25 protein-coding genes are annotated in these 23,060 nt (G+C 62.3%); 21 read left to right on the top strand and 4 right to left on the bottom strand.

Annotation, left to right across the window (positions count from 1 at the left end; all coding sequences use genetic code 11):
* The first annotated feature begins 72 nt into the window (after positions 1-72).
* The 7 genes from J4D52_RS12020 (at position 73) to J4D52_RS11990 (ending at position 6,786) form a co-directional block, all read left to right on the top strand.
* Positions 73-1,041 carry a GTP 3',8-cyclase MoaA gene (locus J4D52_RS12020; protein ID WP_025804332.1) on the top strand — a complete coding sequence of 323 codons (969 nt, stop codon included), beginning with the start codon at positions 73-75 and terminating at the stop codon, positions 1,039-1,041.
* Between the two features lie 226 nt (positions 1,042-1,267).
* Positions 1,268-1,870 carry a DUF4823 domain-containing protein gene (locus tag J4D52_RS12015; protein WP_063429143.1) on the top strand — a complete coding sequence of 201 codons (603 nt, stop codon included), beginning with the start codon at positions 1,268-1,270 and terminating at the stop codon, positions 1,868-1,870.
* Between the two features lie 21 nt (positions 1,871-1,891).
* Positions 1,892-2,455, top strand: coding sequence for a DUF1285 domain-containing protein (locus J4D52_RS12010; protein WP_063429145.1), 564 nt, complete (start codon positions 1,892-1,894; stop codon positions 2,453-2,455).
* A gap of 70 nt (positions 2,456-2,525) precedes the next feature.
* A complete protein-coding gene (locus tag J4D52_RS12005; RefSeq protein WP_016702163.1) occupies positions 2,526-3,239 on the top strand; it encodes a GntR family transcriptional regulator in 714 nt (237 codons plus the stop codon).
* The gene (locus J4D52_RS12000) at positions 3,236-4,234 is read left to right on the top strand and encodes an ADP-ribosylglycohydrolase family protein (protein ID WP_102676834.1); all 999 of its coding nucleotides are present in this window, start codon (positions 3,236-3,238) and stop codon (positions 4,232-4,234) included. The genes J4D52_RS12005 and J4D52_RS12000 overlap by 4 nt, the downstream gene beginning before the upstream one ends.
* Before the next feature lie 160 nt (positions 4,235-4,394).
* The gene (locus J4D52_RS11995; protein ID WP_102676833.1) at positions 4,395-5,861 is read left to right on the top strand and encodes a cytosine permease; all 1,467 of its coding nucleotides are present in this window, start codon (positions 4,395-4,397) and stop codon (positions 5,859-5,861) included.
* Positions 5,854-6,786, top strand: a complete 933-nt coding sequence (locus tag J4D52_RS11990) for a PfkB family carbohydrate kinase (protein WP_063429150.1) — start codon at positions 5,854-5,856, stop codon at positions 6,784-6,786. The genes J4D52_RS11995 and J4D52_RS11990 overlap by 8 nt, the downstream gene beginning before the upstream one ends.
* A gap of 72 nt (positions 6,787-6,858) precedes the next feature.
* On the opposite strand, the gene J4D52_RS11985 is transcribed toward J4D52_RS11990, so the two are convergent.
* Positions 6,859-7,239 (bottom strand): hypothetical protein, encoded by a 381-nt coding sequence (locus J4D52_RS11985; RefSeq protein ID WP_063429152.1) that lies wholly within the window; start codon positions 7,237-7,239, stop codon positions 6,859-6,861.
* Between the two features lie 278 nt (positions 7,240-7,517).
* Between J4D52_RS11985 and J4D52_RS11980 the strand changes: the two genes are divergently transcribed.
* Positions 7,518-8,498: a DUF3829 domain-containing protein gene (locus J4D52_RS11980; RefSeq protein ID WP_063429153.1), complete on the top strand. Its 981-nt coding sequence runs from the start codon at positions 7,518-7,520 to the stop codon at positions 8,496-8,498.
* 100 nt (positions 8,499-8,598) lie between these two features.
* Here the strand turns inward: J4D52_RS11980 and J4D52_RS11975 are convergent, their stop codons facing one another.
* Entirely contained in the window at positions 8,599-9,249 is a 651-nt protein-coding gene (locus J4D52_RS11975; RefSeq protein WP_063429154.1) for an HD domain-containing protein, read from the bottom strand.
* 259 nt (positions 9,250-9,508) lie between these two features.
* On the opposite strand from J4D52_RS11975, the gene J4D52_RS11970 reads away from it, so the two are divergent.
* Complete coding sequence (locus J4D52_RS11970) at positions 9,509-9,988, top strand: GNAT family N-acetyltransferase (protein ID WP_007928100.1); 480 nt, start codon at positions 9,509-9,511, stop codon at positions 9,986-9,988.
* Positions 9,989-10,172: 184 nt separating this feature from the next.
* On the opposite strand, the gene J4D52_RS11965 is transcribed toward J4D52_RS11970, so the two are convergent.
* Complete coding sequence (locus tag J4D52_RS11965) at positions 10,173-11,225, bottom strand: NAD(P)-dependent alcohol dehydrogenase (RefSeq protein ID WP_063429155.1); 1,053 nt, start codon at positions 11,223-11,225, stop codon at positions 10,173-10,175.
* Between the two features lie 180 nt (positions 11,226-11,405).
* On the opposite strand from J4D52_RS11965, the gene J4D52_RS11960 reads away from it, so the two are divergent.
* Positions 11,406-12,296 carry an AraC family transcriptional regulator gene (locus J4D52_RS11960; protein ID WP_063429156.1) on the top strand — a complete coding sequence of 297 codons (891 nt, stop codon included), beginning with the start codon at positions 11,406-11,408 and terminating at the stop codon, positions 12,294-12,296.
* Positions 12,297-12,477: 181 nt separating this feature from the next.
* On the opposite strand, the gene J4D52_RS11955 is transcribed toward J4D52_RS11960, so the two are convergent.
* The gene (locus tag J4D52_RS11955) at positions 12,478-14,142 is read right to left on the bottom strand and encodes an electron transfer flavoprotein-ubiquinone oxidoreductase (RefSeq protein ID WP_063429157.1); all 1,665 of its coding nucleotides are present in this window, start codon (positions 14,140-14,142) and stop codon (positions 12,478-12,480) included.
* Positions 14,143-14,688: 546 nt separating this feature from the next.
* Here J4D52_RS11955 and J4D52_RS11950 point away from each other — a divergent pair.
* From J4D52_RS11950 to J4D52_RS11900, 11 genes are all read left to right on the top strand, one after another.
* On the top strand, positions 14,689-15,438 hold the full coding sequence (locus J4D52_RS11950) for an electron transfer flavoprotein subunit beta/FixA family protein (protein ID WP_007928126.1): 750 nt from the start codon (positions 14,689-14,691) through the stop codon (positions 15,436-15,438).
* Positions 15,439-15,440: 2 nt separating this feature from the next.
* Positions 15,441-16,370 (top strand): electron transfer flavoprotein subunit alpha/FixB family protein, encoded by a 930-nt coding sequence (locus tag J4D52_RS11945; protein WP_009042879.1) that lies wholly within the window; start codon positions 15,441-15,443, stop codon positions 16,368-16,370.
* An 82-nt stretch (positions 16,371-16,452) separates the two neighbouring features.
* On the top strand, positions 16,453-17,277 hold the full coding sequence (locus J4D52_RS11940; protein WP_063429158.1) for an ABC transporter substrate-binding protein: 825 nt from the start codon (positions 16,453-16,455) through the stop codon (positions 17,275-17,277).
* 9 nt (positions 17,278-17,286) lie between these two features.
* Positions 17,287-17,643: a DUF4398 domain-containing protein gene (locus J4D52_RS11935; RefSeq protein ID WP_063429159.1), complete on the top strand. Its 357-nt coding sequence runs from the start codon at positions 17,287-17,289 to the stop codon at positions 17,641-17,643.
* Positions 17,640-18,452 carry an OmpA family protein gene (locus J4D52_RS11930; protein WP_063429160.1) on the top strand — a complete coding sequence of 271 codons (813 nt, stop codon included), beginning with the start codon at positions 17,640-17,642 and terminating at the stop codon, positions 18,450-18,452. Before J4D52_RS11935 ends, J4D52_RS11930 begins: the two co-directional genes overlap by 4 nt.
* Before the next feature lie 201 nt (positions 18,453-18,653).
* On the top strand, positions 18,654-20,093 hold the full coding sequence (locus J4D52_RS11925; protein ID WP_007928140.1) for a PLP-dependent aminotransferase family protein: 1,440 nt from the start codon (positions 18,654-18,656) through the stop codon (positions 20,091-20,093).
* A gap of 79 nt (positions 20,094-20,172) precedes the next feature.
* On the top strand, positions 20,173-20,685 hold the full coding sequence (locus J4D52_RS11920; protein ID WP_063429162.1) for a hypothetical protein: 513 nt from the start codon (positions 20,173-20,175) through the stop codon (positions 20,683-20,685).
* Between the two features lie 168 nt (positions 20,686-20,853).
* Positions 20,854-21,108, top strand: a complete 255-nt coding sequence (locus J4D52_RS11915; protein WP_080710501.1) for a YkgJ family cysteine cluster protein — start codon at positions 20,854-20,856, stop codon at positions 21,106-21,108.
* Between the two features lie 43 nt (positions 21,109-21,151).
* Positions 21,152-21,760, top strand: coding sequence for an START domain-containing protein (locus J4D52_RS11910; RefSeq protein ID WP_063429165.1), 609 nt, complete (start codon positions 21,152-21,154; stop codon positions 21,758-21,760).
* A gap of 113 nt (positions 21,761-21,873) precedes the next feature.
* Positions 21,874-22,131, top strand: a complete 258-nt coding sequence (locus J4D52_RS11905; protein WP_038580813.1) for a hypothetical protein — start codon at positions 21,874-21,876, stop codon at positions 22,129-22,131.
* Between the two features lie 222 nt (positions 22,132-22,353).
* Positions 22,354-22,695 (top strand): ribonuclease E inhibitor RraB, encoded by a 342-nt coding sequence (locus J4D52_RS11900; protein ID WP_025804314.1) that lies wholly within the window; start codon positions 22,354-22,356, stop codon positions 22,693-22,695.
* Positions 22,696-23,060 lie beyond the last annotated feature (365 nt).

Raw genomic sequence — 23,060 nt, 5'->3', positions numbered from 1 at the left:
CATGGGGCTTGCCAAAACCTGATTTTTGAGTCAGGTTTTGGCCGGTTCACTCTTCCTTCGCCGGAGTCATTCATGATCGTTGACCGTCAAGGCAGGCGTTTTCGCAATCTGCGTATCAGCCTGACTTCTGCCTGCAACTACGCCTGTACCTACTGCGTGCCCAACGGCAAGCGGCTGGTGGCTGCCCAGGACGAGTTGTCGGCCGAAGCCATGGCGCGCGGCGTTGCCTACCTGATCGAGGCGGCGGGCATCGAACGCCTGCGCATCACCGGCGGCGAGCCCCTGGTCAGCCCGAAACTCGAAGCCTTCATGGCGGCGGTGGGGCAGATGGGCCTGGAAGACATCAGCCTGACCACCAACGGCCAATTGCTCGCACGCAAGCTGCCGCTGCTGGTGGATGCCGGTATCCGGCGCATCAACGTTTCCCTCGACACCCTGGATGCCTCGGCCTTCCGCAGCATCGCCCGTGGCGGCGATCTGGCGACGGTGCTCGACGGCATGGACCAGGCTCGCGCGGCGGGTATGAAAATCAAGGTCAACATGGTGCCGCTGCGTGGGCAGAACCTCGACCAGGTGATGCCGCTGCTCGACTACTGCCTGGAGCGTGGCTATGAACTGCGCTTTATCGAGCTGATGCGCATGGGCCATCTGGCCAGCGATTCCAACGCCTTCCTGCAGCAGTTCGTCAGCCTGCAGCAGCTGCTGAGCCTGATCGGCGAGCGTTACGAATACTTGCAGGCCGATGCGCCGGTGGACGCCACCGCCGTACGTTATGAAATTCCGGGGCAGGGCCATTTTGGTGTGATCGCTAACGAAAGTGTGCCGTTCTGCCGGACCTGCTCGCGCCTGCGGCTGTCGTCCACCGGCTGGCTGCACGGTTGCCTGTCGTCGAGCAACCGGCATTACGTCGGCGACCTGCTGGACAAGCCGCGCCATCAAGCCTTGCCGGCCTTGCAGCGCCTGCTGGTCAAAGCCTTGGGCGACAAGCAGGATGTGGCGTTCTCCGGTGGTGCGACGGTGATGAAAATCATCGGCGGCTAAACCTCCATCTCCTTGATCCCCGTCCCCTGTAGCCGCTGCCGCAGGTTGCGATCGAGGGGCAAGCCCTCGCCAATTCGGGCGACCCATCTCTCTCCAACCAATAGCCTTCACCGGATTTGTGGCTACTGCGCAGCCTGCGGCAGCGGCTACAGACGCCCGAGCTGGCGCGGAAGCTGCATCTCGTGGCCATTCGCCGGTTTTCCGTCACCGGCTTCTGGAGGGAAGGATGCGTAGCCTGGTTTTGCTGCTGGCTTTTTTGGGGCTCGGCGGCTGCATGAATGTCAGCGATATGGGCGAGGGTGTTCGCTATCACATGGGCGATGCGGGGCTCCTCGATCACAGTAATACCCAGCGCTCCAACTCGTTCCGCGTTCAGCCGGACTCGTTCATTTTCATCGCCCAGGGCGCCTTTGCGCCGCCGGGCAGCGCCTACCCGCGTCCCAACGTGGTGGCCGAGGAAGCCTTCAAGGGCTTTATCGAATACTTCCCCATGGTCCGCCGCGCCCGGGCGCCGGAAGGCCTGGACCAGGCCATGGCCGAGGCCCGTGAGGTGGGTGCGCATTACCTGCTGTACACCCGTTTCGCCAAGGCCGACGACCGCATCGGCAACTCTGATGAATGGTTCGACCAGGAAGCCGTGGATCGCCTGGGGATCGACAACGGCGTGATTCAGATCATGCTGATCGAGACCAGTACCCAGTACCTGATCGATACCGCGCGGATTCGCAGTCGTGGCGGTTTACTGACGTTCCACGACAACAAGCCGGAAGACCTGCTTGGCCCGCCGCTCGAACAATACGCCCGCAGCCTGTTAGGCTTGAGCGACTGAGCCAAGCACGAGGAGAGCAGCATGAGTGGTCCGGGCAAAGCCAACGATCTGTTGGCGCAGATTCCCAAGGCGGAGAAGGGCTTGCCGCCGGTCCACCTGTGGAATCCCGACTTCTGTGGCGATATCGACATGCGTATCGCCCGCGACGGCACCTGGTACTACCTGGGCACCCCCATTGGCCGCAAACCCATGGTCAAGCTGTTCTCCACCATCATTCGTCGCGACGGCGATGACTACTTCCTGATCACCCCGGTGGAAAAGGTCGGCATCAAGGTCGATGACGCTCCTTTTGTCGCCGTCACCCTGGAAGTCGAAGGGGAGGGTGAGGCCCAGGTCCTGCGCTTTACCACCAATGTCGACGAGCAGGTCAGCGCCGGCAGCGAGCACCCGCTGCGGGTGGTGATCGATCCGCAGACCCAGGAGCCGGCGCCTTACGTTCATGTACGCAGCAACCTGGAAGCGCTGGTGCACCGCAATGTGTTCTATCAACTGGTGGAACTGGCGGTGAGCTGCCCGATCGACGGTGAGAACTGGCTGGGCGTCTGGAGCGGTGGGGTGTTCTTCCCGATCGGCCTGGAGCCCTGAGCTCCGAAACATCTTGTTGAACGAATAAATATCTTGCGACCAAGATCCTGTTTCATGTATCAATTTGTACATGATTAGACATGTTCGATTTGACAAGAAAAAACGCGTGGTCGATGAGCTGATCCGACGCATCGAAAGCGGCCTCATGGAGGACGGTTTCCTGCTGCCGGGCGAGCATCAGTTGGCCCAGGAATTCTCGGTGAGTCGTGGCACCTTGCGTGAGGCCCTGGCCGAACTCAAACGCCGCAACTACATCGCCACCCAGAGCGGGGTCGGCTCCATCGTCACCTTTGACGGTGTGGTGCTGGACCAGCAAAACGGCTGGGCCCAGGCCCTGGCGGACAGCGGGGCGCTGATCAACACCGAGCTGCTGCGCCTGGAGGCGGTGCAACGTCCTGACCTGTTCAGCCGTTTCGGTACCGACCAATTCATTGCCCTGGACCGGCGCCGGCGTTCTACCGACGGCACCGTGGTTTCCCTTGAGCGTTCCCTGATGCCCGCCACCGGAGGCCTGGAGAGCCTGCCGCGAGTAGGGCTGATCGATGATTCCCTGACCATTACCCTGGCCGCCTACGGCTACATCGGCGAGCGCGGCGATCAATGGATCGGCGCCGAGCCACTGGGCGAAGAAGAGGCACGACTGCTGGGGCGTCCGGCCGGCAGTGTGTTTCTCAAGGCTCTGCGCACCACCTATGACCGCCGCGGGCGTTTCATGGAACAGGTGGAAAGTTTTCTCGACCCGCTGCACTTTCGCCTGCACCTGGAATTCGGAGCGCAGAAATGATCCCGCTGGATCGCGCTCTGGGCGCCTTTTACGGGTTGGCCCTTGGCGATGCCCTGGGCATGCCGACCCAATCCCTGAGCCGGCAGCAGATCAAGCAGCGCTTCGGCGCCATCCACAATCTGGAAGACGCCGGCCCCGATCAACCGATTGCCGCCAACATGCCCAAGGGCTCGATCACCGACGACACCGAGCAGGCGATCCTGGTCGGCGACCTGCTGGTGGCGGGCAAGGGCCGGATCGAGCCGGCGGCGTTGGCCCACAGCCTGATCGAGTGGGAGGCGGCGATGCAGGCCAAGGGCTCCCAGGACCTGCTGGGTCCTTCGACCAAGCGCGCCATCGAGATGATCCTCGCCGGGCATACCGCGGAAGAAGCCGGGCGCTACGGCACCACCAACGGCGCGGCAATGCGCATCACTCCGGTGGGCATCGCGGCGAATGTCGACAATGCCCAGGCTTTTATCCGTGCGGTGGTGGAGGCTTGCCAGGTGACCCATAACACCACCCTGGGCATCTCCAGTGCGGCGGCGGTCGCGGCGGTGGTGTCCGCCGGGATCAATGGCGTGCCGCTGGGCGATGCCTTGCAGGTCGGCGTGCAGATCGCCCAGGAAGCAGAGCGGCATGGTCACTGGGTGGCCGGCGGGCGTATCGCCACGCGCATCAGTTGGGCGCGCAGCCTCAGCGTCGAAAGCGACAAGGCGCTGCTGGCCGATCTGCTGTACGACCTGATCGGTACTTCCGTCGCTTCCCAGGAATCGGTGGTGGTGTCCTTTGCCCTGGCGCATCAGGTGGCCATCGGCGAACTGCAAGCGTTCGAGGCGCTGTGCATGGCCGCCAGCCTTGGGGGCGACACCGATACCATTGCCGCCATCCTCGGCGCGATGCTCGGAGCCTGCCAGGGGATGGACTGCTGGCCGGCTGCCTTGATCGAGCAGATCAAGCAGGTCAATGACCTGGATCTCGAACCTCTGGTGCAGGGGCTGCTGGCCCTGCGTTAAGGGCCTTGAGGCTGCATGACCGAGGCTCCCACCACCTGTGCGCGAGCCGCCGCTGAGGCCTATTTGCCATGGATAGCAGGAATACGGCGAGGAATGCCGGGACGTCTGATCGACTTCCGAAATTGCCGACAATCACAACAAAGGCAACAGGAGTTTTTTCATGAGTGCATCGAACCCCGGGCAAAGCGCCGGGCAGCTGGAAACCCGTGGCATCGAGCCGGTGCCGGAAGGCGAGTGCAACGGCCATCCGCTGCAACTGTTCTGGGTCTGGTTCGCCGCCAATATCAGCATCCTCGGCTTGCCGCTGGGGGCGACCCTGGTGGCCTTTCGCGGCTTGTCGATCTGGCAGGCGATCATCGTCGCCATCCTCGGTGCCGCCGGTTCGTTCGCGGTGGTGGGGATCATCTCCATCGCCGGCCGTCGCGGGCGGGCGCCGAGCCTGACGCTGTCGCGGGCGATCTTCGGCGTGCGCGGCAACATCGGCCCGACCCTGGTGTCGCTGATGTCGCGGGTGGGCTGGGAAACCGTCAACACCACCACCGCCGCCTTCGTCCTGTTGTCGCTGTGTTCGATCCTGTTCGGCTCGCCGGTGGAGGCCAAGAGCGCGCCGCTGCTGACCCTGGTGTTCATCGGCATTTTCGTGCTGCTGACCCTGGCCGTCTCCGGCCTCGGCCACGCGACCCTGCTGGTGATCCAGAAGTGGGCCACCTATGTGTTCGGCGCGCTGAACCTGCTGGTGGGCGGCTTCCTCTGCGCCACCATCGACTGGAGCGCGGTGTTCAACGCCACCCCGGCGCCGTTGAGTGCGATGATCATCGGTATCGGCACCATGGCCGCGGGCACCGGTATCGGCTGGGCCAATACCGGTGCCGACATGTCGCGTTACCAGCACAGCAGCGTCAAGGCCTCGCGCCTGGTGGCATCGGCGGCCTTCGGCGCCGGCATTCCGCTGGTGCTGCTGATTACCCTGGGCGGCCTGCTGTCGGTGGGCAATGACGACCTGGCCTCGGCCACCGACCCGATCGTGGCGATCCGCGACATGCTGCCGACCTGGATGGCGGTGCCCTACCTGATCACCGCTTTCGGCGGCCTGCTGCTGTCGAACAACCTGTCGGTGTACTCGGCCGGCCTGACCACCCTGACCCTGGGGCTCAAGGTCAAGCGGGTGTATGCGGTGGTGGTGGACATCGTGGCGATCTTCGCCGGCTCCATCTACTTCATGCTGATCGCCGAGAGTTTCTACGGGCCGTTCATTACCTTCATTTCCTTGCTGGCGGTGCCTCTCACCGCCTGGGTCGGGATCTTCGTGGTCGACCTGATCCATCGTCACTACTACAGCCCCAAGGACCTGCTGGACGTCAGCCCGAGCAGCGCCTATTGGTATCGCGGCGGTGTCGAATGGCGGGCCTTCGGTGCCTGGGTGCTGGCCATAGTGCTGGGCTTCAGCTTCACCACCATCGGCACCACCGCCGAAAACCTCTGGTTCGTCGGGCCGCTGGCCGACTCCTGGCTGGGGCATAACGGCCTGGGCTGGATCGTCACCTTCCTGGTGGCCGGTGGGGTATATGCCGTGTTGGGCGGGGCCAGGGACCGCCGCGCTGCTTTTGTCGAGAATGCCAATGCCTAGAATGCTGCACACCGGCCAGGTCATCGTCGATCTGGTGATGTCCGTGGAGCGCCTGCCGAACTCCGGCGGCGACGTGTTGGCACAGTCCGCCAGCTTCGAAGCCGGCGGCGGTTTCAACGTGATGGCGGCCGCCCAGCGTAACGGCTTGCCGGTGCTGTACCTGGGACGACACGGCAATGGCCGCTTCGGTGAGCTGGCGCGTGAGGCGATGCGTGCCGAGGGCATCCAGGTCACTCTCGAGGCCAGCCGCACCGAGGACACCGGTCTGTGTGTGGCGCTGACCGAAGCCACGGCCGAGCGCAGCTTCATTTCCTACATCGGGGCGGAAGGCCAGCTGTCGGCCGAGGACCTGGCCGGTGTCGCGGTGCAGGCCGACGATTCTGTCTATGTCAGCGGCTACAGCCTGCTGCATGCCGGCAAGGCCGAGGCTTTGCTGGACTGGCTGCTGGCCTTGCCACGGGCGATCCGGCTGGCGTTCGATCCGGGCCCGCTGGTGGATTCGCCGGACTCGGCGGCCATGCGCCGGCTGCTGCCGCGTATCGATATCTGGACCAGCAACAGCGTCGAGGCGCTGCGTTTCACCGGGGCCTCGACCATCGCCGAAGCCCTGCAACGCCTGCATGAGGGGCTGTCGCAAGAGGTGTTGCTGGTGGTCAGGGACGGACCGCAGGGTTGCTGGGTCAGCCAGCATGGCCACAGCGCCCATGTGCCGGGCTTCAAGGTCCAGGCGGTGGACAGCAACGGTGCCGGCGATGCCCATGCCGGGGTCTTCGTCGCAGCCCTGGCGCAGGGGCTGGAGCCACTGCAGGCGGCGCGGCGTGCCAACGCCGCGGCGGCCCTGGCGGTGACTCGCTGGGGGCCGGCCACCGCACCGGGTACGGTGGAGGTGGATGCGCTGGTCAACGGGAATGGCGTCCACGGCTAGACACTTGCTGACGGAGTGAGGGGATCGCGAGCAAGCTCGCTCCTACAGGGAGCAATGCTTGCGATCGATGGCTTATCCCGCCTTGCGTAACGCCTCGATCAACTCCTGCTTGCTCATGGTCGAGCGGCCGCGAATGTTTTTCACCCGGGCTTCCTTCAGCAGGCTGTCTTTCGTCTGGGTACTCAATGAAACCTTGCTGTTGCGGGCGTGCCCCTCTCGGCTGGCGACGGCACGCCTGGCCGAGGACTGGCGCGCGGCGGCCTTTTCCGAGGCCGGTGTGTGTTGCCCGGACCCGCCAGCCCGTTCCCCACCACCGGACTGCTTGTTCACCGTGGCCCAGGCACGCGCTTCGGCTTCTTCCTTGGGCACGCCCTTGGCTTCGTAGCCGGCTTCGATATGCGCGGCCTTGCGCTTCTGTTCGGCGGTGTATTTGGCTTTGCTTCCACGAGGCATGAGCGCTCTCCTTTGGCAGTGGGTACCTGAGATTGGGGCGGGAGAACGGTCGAGAAGTGCCCGGGAATCGACGAATGGGGCTCTCGGTATCGACGCCAGAGGGTTGTGATCGCGATCACAGAAGCGCGGCATTCAGCGCAAAAAGGGCAGGCCAGGACGGCCTGAGGTTTGCCAGGGCGGGGGGAGTCTCGCACAATGCCTGCGCGCAAACCCAAGGCTGTTACCGGTCCGCTGCGGTTGCCGTGCGGTCGCGGTGCACTTTTCCAAGGAATGAAAAAATGAAGACTCGGATGTTTTTGGCTGCGGCCCTGATGGGCGGCACCGTGCTGCTGGCCGGTTGTGGCGACAAGAGTGAGAAAGTCAGCCAGCCTGTGGCACAGGTCGATGCCCGGCAACAGGAAATCGATAAATACAACCAGTACGTCGGTGCGGCGAACAGCATCAGCGAATCCTTCCAGACGTTCTTGCAGCGTTACCGGCAGTACGAGGTGCCGGCCCTGGCAGGCAAGGCGCCGATCACCGCTTTCAGCGTCGGCAACGATATCCTCATCGATCGCCTGAGCCGGGCCCTGGATGGCGCCCTGGCCATCGATACGCCGATCCCGGAAGTGGATCAGGCGGCCCAGGCCTTTTCCGCGGCCCTGAAAACCCTCTCGCCGCTGAGTCATGAGCTGCAGAACTACGCGACCTCCAAGGGCTACCTGAGCGACAACGGCGACCAGGCCCGTCGGCAGAGCCAGGCCTATCTGGCCGCCCTGACCGCGGTCAGCGACAAGGAGCAGGACTTCTACGCCGGCCTTGGGGCCCGTGACCTGGCGCTGACCAAGCAGGCCTTCGATGAGGCGCCGAAAGACACCGCGGCCTACTACCGGGCCGGGTTGATCTACTACGGCAAACTCAACACCGCCGATGCCGAGACGCTGTTCGTCGAACCGAACGATCCGCAGGCCCTGGCGGCTTTCGAGAAGTCCCTGGCACTGGTGGCCGACGCGGCCGCGGGCTGGAATGGCAAGGTCAGCGCCCAGGCGGCGCAGAGCGGCAAGTCGTGCGGTGGCGGCATGCTGGAAATCAATGAGTTCATCGGCCAGTCGCGTTCGATCATCCGCGACGTCAAGGACGGGGTGTACAAGCGCGCTCCCGAGGGCGCTATGAAGAACCTGTCGGCGCAGATGCAGAGTTCGAGCATCGTCCGCTCGGCCAACCGCTACAACCGCACCTACGGCAACATGATCAATCGCTTCAACCATCCGACCTGCTGAGCCGGTGCTTGAGGGGGCCTGCGGCATTCAACAGGGTCATGGCCAGGATCGTGGCAGTTGTGATCCTGCAGGCTTCGGAGTTAGCACGAGGCGGAGTAAGTCAGGCGCCGATCTCGTCGATGAACTCGTCCATGAAGCGCTTCAGGCGGGCATGCCGCACTTGTGCCAGGCGTGCGCCGGTCAGGGTCTGAAACCCCTCCGCCAGGTGCAGCAGCTTGGTGTGGAAGTGGTCGAGGGTGAAGTTCAGGTCGTCGTAGCCGCGGTGCTCGGCGTGCGGGTCGTGGGGATCGTAGAAGGCTCGGTTCAACCGGCCGCCGACATAGAAGGTACGGGCCACGCCGAGAGCGCCCAGGGCGTCGAGACGGTCGGCGTCCTGCAGGATCTTCGCCTCCAGGGTGTCGGCCTGGATGGCGGCGGAAAAACTGTGGGCTTCGATGGCGTGGGCCACCGCGGCGATCTTCGCTTCGGGCCAGCCCAACTGGTGCAGCAGGGCCGAGGCCTTTTCCGCCGACAGGCGCGAGGCCTGGGCGCGCAGCGGTGAGCTCTTTTCCACGTTGACGCAATCGTGCAGCAGGGTGGCGGCGAGCAACACTTGCAAGTCGCCGCCGTCTTCCCTGGCGATACGCCGTACATTGGCCCATACCCGCTGCAGGTGCGACAGGTCGTGGGCGCCGTCGTCGACGGGCTCCAGCGCATGGGGCAGCAGGGTGTTGGCGAGATCGGGCAGGGGAGCAAAAGCGTGGGCGGTCATCTGGAGGGAGCCATCAGCGGGTGAATAACGCGCCACTGTAGCCGCTGTCGAAGGCGGTGATAAAGCCCATGGCGCTCACACCAGCGTCCTTTGTTGGGGGGCTGACCGGTAAGTCTGCGGCACGGGTTACGGGAACCGGGCAATTCCGACATGGACAATCACCCGCCACGACCTCCAGGCACATCCCGGTGAAATACCCGTGCATGTCCTTCCCCTGTCGATCTAATATGGCCGCCTGCCTTCCAACCGAGACCCGCCGATGTCCGTCGAAATCCGCCCAGCCGTGCCCAGCGATGCACCGCAAATCCTTGCCTTCATCAGGGAGTTGGCCGATTACGAACGCGCTCGCCATGAGGTCATCGCCAGTGTCGCCGACATTGAGCGCAGCCTGTTCAGCGAGGGCGCCACGGCCCACGGCCTGATCTGCCTGCGCGATGGCGTGCCGATCGGTTTCGCGGTGTTTTTCTTCAGCTATTCCACCTGGCTGGGCAGCAATTGCCTGTACCTGGAAGACCTCTACATCACCCCTGCACAACGCGGCGGCGGCGCTGGCAAGCAGCTGCTGCGGCACCTGGCGCGGATCGCCTGCGACAACGGTTGCGGGCGCTTCGAGTGGAGCGTGCTGGAGTGGAACGAACCGGCGATCCAGTTCTACAAATCCCTGGGCGCCCAGCCGCAGGAAGAGTGGGTAAGGTACCGCATGGATGGCGATGTGCTGCGCGCGTTCGCCCAAGGCTGAGCCCACCGCTCCATGGCAGCACACTGTAGTGCTGGCGAAGCTGTAAAGCGCATGACCTATTTCTGGCGTTTGCGCCGAACTTGGCGGCCGAGGGTTCTTCCTCTGTAGGAGCGAGGCTTGCCCGCGTAGCGTTTTTTCAGACTTACCGCCATCGCGGGCAAGCCTCGCTCCTACGGGGTCGCGTTTATTGCTTGAGGGTGGCCATGTCGATGACGAAGCGGTACTTCACATCGCCGGCGATCATCCGCGCGTAAGCCTCGTTGATCTGGCGGATGTCGAGCATTTCGATGTCGCAGGTGATGTTGTGCTCGGCGCAGAAATCCAGCACTTCCTGGGTTTCGGCCACGCCGCCGATCAGCGAGCCGGCCAGCACGCGACGCCCCAGCACCAGCTTGGCCGCGTGCACGGGCGGGTCCACCGGTTCGATCAAGCCGACCAGGATATGTACGCCGTCGAAGCGCAGGGTATCCAGGTAGGGGTTGAGGTCGTGTTGCACTGGGATGGTGTCCAACAGGAAGTCGAAGCGGCCGGCCGCGGCTTTCATCTGTTCGGCATCGGTGGAGACGATCACATGATCGGCGCCCTGGCGACGACCTTCCTCGGCCTTGCTCGCCGAACGGGTGAACAGGGTCACTTCCGCGCCCAGGGCCTTGGCGAACTTGATGCCCATGTGGCCCAGGCCGCCCATGCCGAGAATGCCCACCTTGTCGCCGGCCTTCACCCCGTAATGCTTGAGCGGCGAGTAGGTGGTGATGCCCGCGCAGAGGATCGGTGCGGCGCTGGCCAGGTCGAGCTTCTCGGGGATGCGTACGACAAAGTGCTCGCTGACCACGATGCTGTCGGAGTAACCGCCCATGGTGTTGCTGCCGTCGACCCGGTCCGGGGTGGCGTAAGTCATGGTCGGGCCTTCCAGGCAGTATTGCTCCAGGTTGGCGGCGCAGGCTTCGCAATGCCGGCAGGAGTCGACCATGCAGCCGACGCCGACCAGATCGCCGACCTTGTGCTTGGTCACTTGGGCACCGACCGCGGTGACCTTGCCGACGATCTCGTGGCCCGGCATCAGCGGGTACACGGCGATGCCCCATTCATTGCGGGCCTGGTGGATATCGGAGTGGCAGACGCCGCAGTAGAGAATCTCGATGGCCACGTCATCCGGGCGCGGGCTGCGTCGCTGAAAGCTCATGGGGGCGAGGGGCGTGGTGGCTGACTGGGCGGCGTAACCTATGGCTGTGTACATGATGAACCTCGCAAAAGCACTGACAGGTGAGGCGGGCCATTCTCGGCGCCGCTGCCTGGTGCGAACATGGCGATTCCTCGTCATGTCATGCCTATTCCTCCGCCATCGGCCATTTGCCCGCGGCATTGGCGCTCAGACCTGCGATGATGTTTTCATCCCTTTTTCCGTGAAGTTTTCCCCATGTTGTTGACCCGTCATCTCGATGCCAACGCCACCCTGGTGTCCCTGATCCAGCCCCTTGCGACCCGCGACGGTTTCGTCCCCACGGCGCTGCCCGAGGTCAAGGTGCTGCGGGCCAGTTGCGATGTGGCCCGTGGCCCGCAGATCTACGAGCCGAGCCTGATGATCATCGTCCAGGGCAGCAAATTGGCGTACCTGGGCCCGCGGACCCTGGAGTACGGCGCCGGGCATTACCTGATCCAGGCGCTGTCGGTGCCCTTTGAATGCGAGACCTTCGCCATGCCCGATGCGCCCTTGCTCGGGGTGTCCATCGCCATCGACCGGGCGCTGTTGGGCGAGCTGGTGTTGGCGATGGGAGGTGCCGCGGGGCGCAGTGCCCAGGCGCAGACCCCGGAGTCCATGACCTCGGTGGTGCTCGACGACACCATGCGCGGTTGCGTGGAGCGCCTGCTGCGCTGCCTGCACGATCCTCTGGAGTGCAAGGTGATGGGCCAGGCGCGCTTGCGCGAATTGATGTTCACCGTCTTGCGCGGGCCCCAGGCCGATGTGCTGCGCGCGCTGGTGGAGCAGCAGGGGCAGTTCGCCCGGATTTCCGCCTCGCTGAATCACTTGCACGAGCATTACACCGAGCCGCTGAACGTCGAGACCCTGGCCCGTTGCGCGAACATGAGCGCCTCGACCTTTCATGAGCATTTCAAGCGCAGCACGCTGCTGTCGCCGGTGCAGTACCTCAAGCGCCTGCGCTTGCTCAAGGCGCAGCAGTTGCTGCTGGGGGAAGGGTTGGGCGTGGCCCAGGTGGCGCATCGGGTGGGTTACCAGAGCACCTCGCAATTCAGCCGCGAGTACAAGCGCTACTTCGAGCGCAATCCGGGGGATGAGCGAGCGGCGTGACGGGTTGGAGCGACACTCTTCTGTAGGAGCGAGGCTTGCCCGCGATGAAGGCTGACGCGGTCTGACAGAGACATCGCCAAGACCTTATCGCACGCAAGCTGTGCTCCTACAGAAGCGGGGCAGTGGTGCTGGCAATAAAAAAGGCCCCCGTTCGGGAGCCTTTTTTCTTCAAGCGTACGCCTTACATGTTCGGGTAAGTCGGACCGCCCGCGCCTTCTGGCGCGACCCAGGTGATGTTCTGCGCCGGGTCCTTGATGTCGCAGGTCTTGCAGTGCACGCAGTTCTGGGCGTTGATCTGGAAGCGCTTCTCGCCATCTTCCTTGGTGATCACTTCATATACTCCGGCCGGGCAGTAGCGTTGAGCAGGCTCATCGTACAGCGGCAGGTTCTTGCCGATCGGGATGCTCGGATCGGTCAGCTTCAGGTGGCAAGGCTGTTCTTCTTCATGGTTGGTACCCGAGATGAACACCGAGCTGAGTTTGTCGAAGCTGAGCTTGCCGTCCGGTTTCGGGTAGTCGATCTTCTTGCAGTCCGCGGCCAGCTTCAGGCAGGCGTAGTCCGGCTTGGTGTCGTGCAGGGTGAACGGCAGCTTGCCGCCGAAGATGTTCTGGTCGACCCAGTTGAAACCGCCGCCGACGATGGCGCCGTACTTGTGGATCGCCGAGCCGAAGTTGCGGCTGGCGAACAGTTCTTCGTACAGCCAGCTGGACTTGAACGCTTCTACATAGGTGTTCAGCTCGTCGGCGCCTTCGGAACCGGCGAACAGCGCATCGGCCACGGCGTCAGCGGCGAGCATGCCGGACTTCATGGCGGTGTGGCTGCCCTTGATCTTGGCGAAGTTCAGGGTGCCCAGGTCGCAGCCGATCAGCGCGCCGCCTTTGAATACCATCTTCGGCAGCGAGTTCAGGCCGCCTTTGCAGATGGCCCGCGCGCCATAGCTGACACGCTTGCCGCCTTCGAGGTACTGCTTGAGCACCGGGTGATGCTTGAGGCGCTGGAACTCGTCGAACGGCGACAGGTAGGTGTTGCTGTAGGACAGGTCGACGATCAGGCCGACCACCACCTGGTTGTTTTCCAGGTGATAAAGGAAGGAACCGCCGGTGTTCTCGGTGCCCATGATGTCCAGCGGCCAGCCGGCGGTGTGGACCACCAGGCCTGGCTGATGCTTGGCCGGGTCGATTTCCCAGATTTCTTTCAGGCCAATGCCGTAGTGCTGAGCGTCGGCGTCGCTGTCCAGGTTGAAGCGCTGGATCAGCTGCTTGCCGATGTGGCCACGGCAGCCTTCGGCGAACAGGGTGTACTTGCCACGCAGTTCCATGCCGGGGGTGTACAGGCCTTCCTTCGGATTGCCTTCGCGGTCGACACCCAGGTCACCGGTGATGATCCCGCGAACCACGCCGTTGTCGTCGAACAGCGCTTCCTGGGCGGCGAAGCCCGGGTAGATTTCCACGCCCAGGTTCTCGGCCTGCTGGGCCAGCCAGCGGCACAGGTTGCCCAGGGAGATGATGTAGTTGCCTTCGTTGTGCATGGTCTTGGGCACAAAGAAGTCGGGAACTTTGATCGAGCTGTCGGCGTTTTTCAGGACATAGATGTCATCGCGCTTGACCGGGGTGTTCAGCGGCGCGCCGAGCTCCTTCCAGTCCGGGAACAGCTCGTTCAGGGCGCGCGGTTCGAACACGGCGCCGGAAAGAATGTGAGCACCGACTTCGGAGCCTTTCTCGACCACGCAGACGCTGATTTCCTTACCGGCTTCGGCGGCCTTCTGCTTCAGTCGGCAGGCGGCGGACAAGCCAGCGGGGCCGGCACCGACGATGACCACGTCGAATTCCATGTATTCGCGTTCCACAGGCTATCTCCTACTCAAGGCTCAACGGTTTTTTCTAATTGGAGGTTGGGTGTCGCATCGATGATTTTCTCCGCCGGACAGGGGAGTGGACAATGAACGACCCGCCTTTTTCTCTAGGCGGCGCATTATATCTACACCACTCCCAGGGGCCAATACAAACGTTTGTTTGAATTTGCTGGAGGCCGTGTAGAATCGAAGAAACGCGGCTTATGACTGACCATTTTGCCGTATTGACCAGAATAGGCGTTCCGGTCAAGATACGGTCGGTTTTGCGCTCGCCGTAGGCTGACTGTTGGTTTCAAGAGCACCTCTAAAGACAGGGCGAAGGCAGTACAAAGGTGACGCAACGTGCAGTTTACACGCCGCGATAAAGAATGACCGGCCAGTCGCTACTGACGAACGGTCATCATCCCGTGAGCAGGGTCATCTGTCTGCTGTTGCAAGAGTCCATGCCAGCGTTTTTAGAGGTGCCCTTGTGCCCGATGAGCATCAACCGCCAGGTTCGCCTAGGCGACTTTCTTTTCACCGGAGAGTAACGAGGAATCCATGAAGGTTCTTGTAGCTGTCAAACGCGTTGTCGATTACAACGTCAAGGTTCGCGTCAAGGCGGACAATTCCGGCGTCGACCTCGCCAACGTCAAGATGTCGATGAACCCTTTCTGCGAAATCGCAGTGGAAGAAGCCGTACGCCTGAAAGAAAAAGGCGTAGCGACTGAAATCGTCGTCGTCTCCATCGGTCCCGCTACTGCTCAAGAGCAACTGCGTACCGCCCTGGCGCTGGGTGCCGATCGTGCCATCCTCGTCGAATCCGCTGATGAACTGAACTCCCTGGCCGTGGCCAAGCTGCTCAAGGCCGTGGTCGACAAGGAACAGCCTCAGCTGGTGATCCTTGGCAAGCAAGCCATCGACAGCGACAACAACCAGACCGGCCAGATGCTGGCTGCCCTGAGCGGTTACGCTCAAGGTACCTTCGCCTCCAAGGTCGAAGTGTCGGGCGACAAGGTTGCCGTGACCCGTGAAATCGACGGCGGTCTGCAAACCGTTTCGCTGAACCTGCCAGCGATCGTCACCACCGACCTGCGTTTGAACGAGCCGCGCTACGCGTCTCTGCCAAACATCATGAAAGCCAAGAAGAAGCCGCTTGAAGTGCTGACTCCTGATGCTTTGGGCGTTTCCACCGCCTCTACCAACAAGACCCTGAAAGTCGAAGCGCCGGCTGCACGCAGCGCGGGTATCAAGGTCAAGTCGGTCGCTGAACTGGTCGAGAAACTGAAAAACGAAGCGAAGGTAATCTGACCATGACTATCTTGGTAATCGCTGAACACGACAACAAGGTGCTGGCTCCGGCCACCCTGAACACCGTTGCTGCCGCTGCCAAAATTGGCGGCGACATCCACGTTCTGGTCGCCGGCCAGGGCGCTGGCGCCGTGGCTGAAGCCGCTGCGAAAATCGCTGGCGTGAGCAAAGTCCTGTCTGCTGACAATGCTGCCTACGCGCACCAGCTGCCGGAAAACGTTGCCCCGCTGGTCGCCGAGTTGGGCAAGGGCTACAGCCACATCCTGGCCGCCGCCACTTCCAACGGCAAAAACATCCTGCCGCGCGTTGCCGCGCAGCTGGACGTCGACCAGATCTCCGAGATCATCTCGGTAGAAAGCGCCGACACCTTCAAGCGTCCGATCTATGCCGGTAACGCCATCGCTACCGTGCAATCGAACGCTGCCGTGAAGGTCATCACCGTGCGCGCCACCGGTTTCGACCCGGTTGCCGCCGAAGGCGGTTCGGCCGCTGTCGAAGCGGTTGCTGCCGCTCACGATGCAGGCAAATCGAGCTTCGTCGGCGAAGAGCTGGCCAAGTCCGACCGTCCTGAACTGACCGCTGCCAAGATCGTCATTTCCGGCGGCCGCGGCATGCAGAACGGCGACAACTTCAAACACCTGTACGCCCTGGCCGACAAGCTGGGCGCTGCCGTGGGTGCTTCGCGCGCCGCGGTCGACGCAGGTTTCGTACCCAACGACATGCAGGTCGGCCAGACCGGCAAGATCGTTGCGCCACAGCTGTACATCGCCGTCGGTATCTCCGGCGCGATCCAGCACCTGGCCGGCATGAAAGACTCCAAGGTGATCGTTGCGATCAACAAGGATGAAGAAGCACCGATCTTCCAGGTGGCCGATTACGGCCTGGTGGCGGACTTGTTCGAAGCCGTACCTGAGCTGGAGAAGCTGGTCTAATCCAGCGGCTTCACTTATAAGAGAGCCCGGTCTTTTGGCCGGGCTTTTTTATTGTCTGGGATTTGAACGGGAGAATTTCGCCATGGATCTGCGACGCCTGGGTGGCCTGTCAGTGCTGCTGGGACTGACATTGATGCCGTTGCTATCGATGGCCGCCGGCAAATGCGAGCGCCTGGTGGTGACCGGCAGTCCGGACGCCCCGCCGTATCTGTGGCGCGACCCGCAGGACCCCAGCCACCTGATTGGCGCCAGCGCCGAACTGCTGCAGCACGTGGCGCAGGAACTGGGGATCAAGGTCGAGCTGTTGTATGCCGGCAAACGCTCCGCCGCCCTGGACGAAGTGCGCAGCGGGCGCATGGACATGCTGGCCGACGCGCCACTGACGGTGAACGAGCTGGAAACGCTGGACTACATTCATCCGCCGCTGCTGGAGAACGATTTCCTGGTCTGGACCCGCAAGGGCTCGACGCTGAACTACAGCCAGCCGTCAGACCTGCATGGGCATACCGGTGCGTTGTCGGAAAGGGCGCGCTTGACGCCGTCCTTCGAAGCCTTCGCCAAGGAGCAATTGAGCCTGACCCGCATGCCGAACCTGACCCAGGCGTTCCAGAAACTGCTGCTGGGGGAGGTGGAGTATGTACTGGCTGGGCGCTACGCCGGCACAGCCCTGGCCCAGTCGCTGGGCATGGCCAATGATCTGCTGGCATTCCCGCAACCTGCCGACAAACCTGGCCTGTTCCTGGCCGTCTCGCACAACTCCGCCTGCAACGACCCATGGTTGCGCGGACAGTTGGCGAAAAAGATGACAGAATTGCCTGCGTCCGGCCTGACGGAAGCCGTGCTGCAGCGCAATCTCGAGCGTTGGAAGGCACAGTTGCAGCAACCTGTCAGCACCCCCAAACAGTAGGGATTTCTAGTGAGTATTCGACCTCTTTTCGCTGCCCTGGCCGTCCTGGCTCTGGCGGGTTGCGCAGCCGATCCGGCGCCGAATGAACAAATGCGCCTGACCGAACAAACCCTGGCCCAGGCCAAGGCCGTGGGGGCCACGGCAGAGGATGTGCCGGAAATGAAACTGGCCGAGGACAAGTTCGCCCGCGCCCAACGCAACATGCAGGAAGAGTCGTTCAAGCATGCGCGCATGCGTGCCGAACAGGCGGAACTGGATGCACGCCTGGCCGAGGCGCGAGTCCTGACCCTGAAAAGCCAGGAGCAACTGAACCTCGTCCAGACCCGTATCACTCGTCTGCGCAAGCAGTTGGGAGATGCCCGATGATTCGTCTGACTCGAGTATTGGGTGGCGCCCTGTTGATCGCCTGTACCGGCCTTTACGGCTGCGCCGGGCAGCGCAGCGAAGCAGCGCTGGAACAGGCCAGCGAAGACTTCCAGAAGGTCAAGGAAGACTCCAATGTGCTGCGCATCGCACCCAAGGACGTGATCCGTGCCGGTGAGTCCCTGGCCCGGGCCGATCGCCTGTCCAGCTACTGGGGCAGCGGTTCGGATGTCGTGCACTACGCCTACCTCAGCCAGCGCTACAGCGAAATCGCCCGCGAGCACACCAACCAGGCGCTGAACCAGGAGCAGGCGGCCAAGCTCGAACTCGAACGCCAGCGCCTGCAACTGGCCCTGCGCGAGGCCAAACTGCTGAGCGTGCAGCAACAGGGCAAGTGGCTGGAAGAGCAGATCATCAACCTGGCGACGACCCAGACCGATCGCGGGCTGGTGATGACCCTGGGCGATGTATTGTTCGACACCGGCGAAGCGGAGCTGAAAAGCTCGGCCAACCGCACCGTGTTGAAGGTCGTGCAATTTCTCCAACTGAACCCCAAGCGCGTGGTGCGGATCGAGGGCTACACGGACAACACCGGCGACAAGCAGAGCAATCTGAAACTGTCCCGAGACCGGGCGCAGTCCGTGGCCGATATCCTAGTGGACCTGGGGGTCGAGGAGAAACGGGTCCAGGTCGAAGGTTATGGCGATGAGTACCCGGTCGAGGCCAACGCCTCGGAACGTGGGCGGGCGCAGAACCGTCGGGTGGAAATCGTCTTCTCCGACGAGAAAGGCCAGCTGGGCGCCGCGCGCTAAGACGCGGATGGTCAAAACAACCCGGTTTCCCTGTGGAGCCGGGTTTTTTTGTGCCTGACGATTGGCACACAAAACAGTACAGTTTTTGCTGACACTGCCCTGTATGGTCGACTATTGTGGCAACTGTCCCAGTACACTTATGAACTGTTCCGGTATCGTCATCCACAAGAATAAAATGCCGGTGAAATCGAGTGCAGCGTCATGACCAATCTCTTGCTTTATCAACGTATCGCTCAGCAGCTGGCTGAAGATATCCGTCGTGGTGTGTACCAGCCCGGGGAACGCGTACCTTCGGTGCGCAAGATGAGTTCCCAGCTCAATGTCAGCCACGCCACGGTGCTCCAGGCCTACGCCAATCTCGAGGATCAGGGGCTGATCCGCGCCCGTCCGCAGTCGGGCTATTACGTGCACCAGACCCCGGCGCTGACCGCACCGACCCCGGATATCGCTCGGGTCGAACGGCCGGGCCTGGTGACACGCAGCAGCATCATTCATCAGGTACTGGTGGAGTCGCGCCGTGAAGGCGTGTTCCCGCTGGGCGCTGCGGTGCCTAGCGTCGATTACCTGCCGGTGCGGGCGTTGCACCAGCAACTGGCCAAAGTCACCCGTTTCCACAGTCCGCGGGCCTTCAGCTACATGTTCAGCCCCGGTTTCGAGCCGTTGCGTCGGCAGGTGGCGATCCGTATGCGCGACGCTGGCGTGGTGGTCGACCCCTCCGAGGTGGTGATCACCCACGGCTGCGTGGATGCCCTGCAGATGTCATTGCGCGTGCTGACCCGCCCGGGCGACCTGATCGCCGCGGAATCGCCGACTTACTACGGCCTGCTGCAACTGGCCGACCTGCTCGGGCTCAAGGTCATCGAGATTCCCAGCGACCCTTCCACCGGCATGAGTCTGGAAGCGCTGCAACTGGCGGCCAACCAGTGGTCGATCAAGGCCCTGGTGTTGACCACGCGCCTGAGCAATCCACTGGGCGGCACCATGCCGGAAGAGCGGCAAAAACAGTTGCTGCGCCTGGCCTCGGATTTCGATATCCAGGTGGTCGAAGACGATATCTACGGCGAACTGATGTTCGAGGTCGGTCGTACCAAGGCGCTGAAAGCCTATGACCGGTTGGATCGGGTGATCTATTGCTCGAGCTTTTCCAAGACCCTGTCACCGGGCGTGCGCATCGGCTGGATGATTGCCGGCAAGTTCCAGCAGGAAATCCAGCGCTTGCAGACTTTCAGCACCCACTCGGCCTGCAGCGTCACCCAGATGGGCGTCGCGGCCTATCTGGAGAACGGCGGTTACGACCGGCATCTGCGCTTCATCCGTCAGGAGTACCGCAAGAATCTCAGCGCCTTTCAGCTGGCGGTGCAGCAGTACTTCCCGGAGGGCACGCAGATTACCCGTCCGAACGGCGGTTTCATTCTCTGGGTCAGCCTGCCGGGGCGGGTCAATACCCAGGAATTGCATGTCCGGGCATTGCAGCAGGGCATCAGTATCGCGCCGGGGCTGATCTTCAGTAATACCGAGCAGTTCAACCACTGCATTCGCCTCAACTGCGGCACGCCGTGGAATCGCGAGGCCGAGCGGGCATTGATGACCCTGGGCATGTTGGCCAGCCAGCTGTGCCAGGAGGCCGCGGGCGGTTTTTGAAGGATCGGTTACCGCGCTTGTTTTCGCGCGGTCAACAGGCGAGCATATGGCTCTTTGCCGCCGATCCTGTTGCCTCTCTATGAAAGCGATTTTTCCTGTTGCCTGGGTATTGGTCAGTGTCTTGAGTGCTTTCGGCACGGCCAGCGTTCTGGCGGCTCCGGCCCAGGAAAAGGTCGCGGCAAGCGCCACCGCGAATAAGTCGCAGAAAACCGCAGCAGCCAAGAAAACCGCACCGGTAAAGAAGGCGACAGCGGCCAGCAAGGCCAAACCCAAGGCCAAGGCACAGCCAAGGCGCGCGCCGATTGCCTCCAAGTCCAAGCCTGCCAGCGAAATCGTGAAGATGCCTTTGCCTTCGGCCAAGGTGGATCTGAGCCTGCCGCCGGAAATGGTCAAGCAATTGCAGCCGATCGGTTCGGTCAACCAGCCCAAGCACACCCCGTTGCTGCCGCCGATGTTCGGCGAGAAACCCAAGGACGACAGTCCGTTCCAGCTCAACGGCCGCCTGCTGAGCAACGAAATGCAGTTGCAGCTGCGCAATGACGAGCGGCGTGATGTGGAAGGTGCGGCGCTGGATTTCGAGTTCAAGCAGTAAACCCTCATCCTGACTGTGACCCGCGGCCCTGACGCTTTGTCGGAGACTGGTCAGTCACGCGAGCCTGAGAGCAAAAACCAGCGGGTGGCCAATTTCAAACGGCTGTTTTAGCGGTTACTCTAGTCCGCGTCATTTCATTACTTTGCCCGTCGCGAGGAGCTTGTCGTCATGAACTGCCGTGAAGGCTGTGGCGCCTGTTGCATTGCCCCTTCCATCAGTACCCCGATTCCCGGAATGCCCAATGGCAAACCGGCCGGAGAACGTTGCATCCATCTTTCTGTCGAACTGCTGTGCGGTTTGTTCGGCCAACCCGAACGGCCTGCCGTCTGTGGTGCGTTCCAGGCCGATGTCGAAGTCTGCGGCGGCAGTCGGGAAGAGGCTATCCGCTTGTTGGGCTGGTGGGAGCAAATGACGGCGGCGTGAAGTGTTTTCAATGAACGGAACTTCAACAATAAGGAATAAGACAATGGGTTCGCTGCATCGAATTGCTGTGCTCTGTGGGTTGACCGTTCTGCTCTCGGCAACCGCCCACGCCGAAGATTGGCAAACGGCCAAGGATGAGGACGGCATCAAGATCTCCTTGAGTGAAGTGGCCGGTTCCAAATACAAGGCCTACCGGGGCGTGACCACCATGAAAACCAGCGTGGCCAAGCTGCGCGCGCTGCAGGACGACGTGACGGGCGCCTGCACCTGGATCCACGAATGCAAGTCGCAGAAGCTGCTCAAGCACGAAGGTGAGCAGAGCTGGACCTACACCCAGTTCAATACCCCGTGGCCGGTCACCCCGCGTGATTCGGTGCTGCACGTCACCACCAGCGAAGCGGCCGACGGCAGCCTGACCCGCAAGCTCGAAGGTGTACCGACCTATGTTCCCGACGAGAAAGGTTTCGTGCGTGTCGCCCAGGTCGAGGGCTTCTGGAAATTCGTGCCCAAGGGCGCGGACCAGGTCGAAGTGACCTACCAGGTGCACACCGAGCCGGGTGGCAGCGTGCCGTCCTGGCTGGCCAACAAGTTTGTCGTAGATGCGCCGTTCAACACCCTCAAGGCATTGAAGGCGCGTGCCGAGAAGCCGTAAGCGCCAATCGTCGTCAAAAGGCTGCCCCAGGGCAGCCTTTTTTAATGGCGCCGCCGGGCCCCTGGTTTGAACGATTACTGGCTCTTCAGGGTCGACATCTTGTGAGTCCATCCATGGGCTTCATCAAGGAGGCACTGATGCAAAAGTGGCAAGTCACTTTCGTTGACGATCATGGTGTCCAGTCAGTGGAGCAATTCGACTGTGAGCAGCAGCCCAGCATGGAGGAGGCGGCACAATTGATTCGCGCAAAGCTTCTGCCGGTTCCGGCCGAGCTTGACCTCAACGATCTGGAGGGGCGTACCGACGACCCTACGGTCAAGAGCCTGAAAGATCAGAACAGCATTCAAATCCTCAGCATTACGCCGATTTAATCTTTAATGCGCAAAGCCCTACCGAGCTTGAACCCAGACCTTGGCAGCGCCTGCGTCTTGGCGCTACTCTGCATTCGAGATCAGCGAATGAATCGCTAAGGTCTGGTCTTGTCAGCTACATGCTTGTTTCCTGGCGGCGATCTTCTCGCCGCAAGCCTGCACCGTGCGGTGACAGGCAAGGGAGTACGGAAAGTCTATCCATCGGTTTGAGGAGGACGTTTCATGAGCACAGCCTATCAAGAAGACATCAGCAGCAGCGTGCTGCGCCGCATGAAAGAAGGCGGTTTCGACTTTTCACGATTCCATCCCATCGAGTTCTACGCCATTTTCCCGGACGAGGAGCGGGCACGCAGGGCGGCAGGGCAGTTCCGCGGTGAATCCTTGAATGCCCAGGTCAGCGTGCGCGATGACGGCGCCTGGTACCTGGAGCTGAGCAAGGTGATGTACGCCACCTACGGCGGCATCGGCGATTTCGAACAGGACTTTGAAGCGGTGGTCGCGCCTCTGGGCGGGATCATTGAAGGTTGGGGCGTGAAGCAGGAGGTTCGAGGGCTACTCGTTTAGTGCATATGAATAGCGTCAAGACTCAGCATCGGCTGACCTTCGGGTCGGCCGATTTCGTTTCTGCCATCGGGATCTGCAGGAGCGCAGCTTATGCGCGATACGCGAAATTTTGGCAAAACCGCGTCGGCCTCCATCGCGGGCAAGCCTCTCTCCTACAGAGGCGGGCAAAAAAAGGCCACCCGCTGAGGGTGGCCAAAAGGGAAGACCGGTAGGAGAGGAAACCGGTCGGGGACATTCCGGGTCCGGCTGCCATTGGCGCCATGAAGGGTAGGGCGTCGACCGCGCACCGTGGTGGTGCTGAAGTCATCTGCGCTGTTGCAGCGAATTCTGCGCAGTTTTGCCCAAGCGGTGAAATCAAGTCTGGC

It is taken from the genome of Pseudomonas sp. GW460-12-10-14-TSB1 (genome assembly GCF_017349775.1).
GTDB lineage: Bacteria > Pseudomonadota > Gammaproteobacteria > Pseudomonadales > Pseudomonadaceae > Aquipseudomonas > Aquipseudomonas piscium.
Note: the sequence above shows the minus strand (reverse complement) of the source record. Positions and strands in the feature narration are given on the sequence as shown.

Bases quoted from the DNA above. Each gene is read 5' to 3' on its own strand.
- J4D52_RS12020 (WP_025804332.1), top strand. From the start codon at position 73: ATGATCGTTGACCGTCAAGGCAGGCGTTTTCGCAATCTGCGTATCAGC.
- J4D52_RS12015 (WP_063429143.1), top strand. From the start codon at position 1,268: ATGCGTAGCCTGGTTTTGCTGCTGGCTTTTTTGGGGCTCGGCGGCTGC.
- J4D52_RS12010 (WP_063429145.1), top strand. From the start codon at position 1,892: ATGAGTGGTCCGGGCAAAGCCAACGATCTGTTGGCGCAGATTCCCAAG.
- J4D52_RS12005 (WP_016702163.1), top strand. From the start codon at position 2,526: ATGATTAGACATGTTCGATTTGACAAGAAAAAACGCGTGGTCGATGAG.
- J4D52_RS12000 (WP_102676834.1), top strand. From the start codon at position 3,236: ATGATCCCGCTGGATCGCGCTCTGGGCGCCTTTTACGGGTTGGCCCTT.
- J4D52_RS11995 (WP_102676833.1), top strand. From the start codon at position 4,395: ATGAGTGCATCGAACCCCGGGCAAAGCGCCGGGCAGCTGGAAACCCGT.
- J4D52_RS11990 (WP_063429150.1), top strand. From the start codon at position 5,854: ATGCCTAGAATGCTGCACACCGGCCAGGTCATCGTCGATCTGGTGATG.
- J4D52_RS11985 (WP_063429152.1), bottom strand. From the start codon at position 7,239: ATGCCTCGTGGAAGCAAAGCCAAATACACCGCCGAACAGAAGCGCAAG.
- J4D52_RS11980 (WP_063429153.1), top strand. From the start codon at position 7,518: ATGAAGACTCGGATGTTTTTGGCTGCGGCCCTGATGGGCGGCACCGTG.
- J4D52_RS11975 (WP_063429154.1), bottom strand. From the start codon at position 9,249: ATGACCGCCCACGCTTTTGCTCCCCTGCCCGATCTCGCCAACACCCTG.
- J4D52_RS11970 (WP_007928100.1), top strand. From the start codon at position 9,509: ATGTCCGTCGAAATCCGCCCAGCCGTGCCCAGCGATGCACCGCAAATC.
- J4D52_RS11965 (WP_063429155.1), bottom strand. From the start codon at position 11,225: ATGTACACAGCCATAGGTTACGCCGCCCAGTCAGCCACCACGCCCCTC.
- J4D52_RS11960 (WP_063429156.1), top strand. From the start codon at position 11,406: ATGTTGTTGACCCGTCATCTCGATGCCAACGCCACCCTGGTGTCCCTG.
- J4D52_RS11950 (WP_007928126.1), top strand. From the start codon at position 14,689: ATGAAGGTTCTTGTAGCTGTCAAACGCGTTGTCGATTACAACGTCAAG.
- J4D52_RS11945 (WP_009042879.1), top strand. From the start codon at position 15,441: ATGACTATCTTGGTAATCGCTGAACACGACAACAAGGTGCTGGCTCCG.
- J4D52_RS11940 (WP_063429158.1), top strand. From the start codon at position 16,453: ATGGATCTGCGACGCCTGGGTGGCCTGTCAGTGCTGCTGGGACTGACA.
- J4D52_RS11930 (WP_063429160.1), top strand. From the start codon at position 17,640: ATGATTCGTCTGACTCGAGTATTGGGTGGCGCCCTGTTGATCGCCTGT.
- J4D52_RS11925 (WP_007928140.1), top strand. From the start codon at position 18,654: ATGACCAATCTCTTGCTTTATCAACGTATCGCTCAGCAGCTGGCTGAA.
- J4D52_RS11920 (WP_063429162.1), top strand. From the start codon at position 20,173: ATGAAAGCGATTTTTCCTGTTGCCTGGGTATTGGTCAGTGTCTTGAGT.
- J4D52_RS11915 (WP_080710501.1), top strand. From the start codon at position 20,854: ATGAACTGCCGTGAAGGCTGTGGCGCCTGTTGCATTGCCCCTTCCATC.
- J4D52_RS11910 (WP_063429165.1), top strand. From the start codon at position 21,152: ATGGGTTCGCTGCATCGAATTGCTGTGCTCTGTGGGTTGACCGTTCTG.
- J4D52_RS11905 (WP_038580813.1), top strand. From the start codon at position 21,874: ATGGGCTTCATCAAGGAGGCACTGATGCAAAAGTGGCAAGTCACTTTC.
- J4D52_RS11900 (WP_025804314.1), top strand. From the start codon at position 22,354: ATGAGCACAGCCTATCAAGAAGACATCAGCAGCAGCGTGCTGCGCCGC.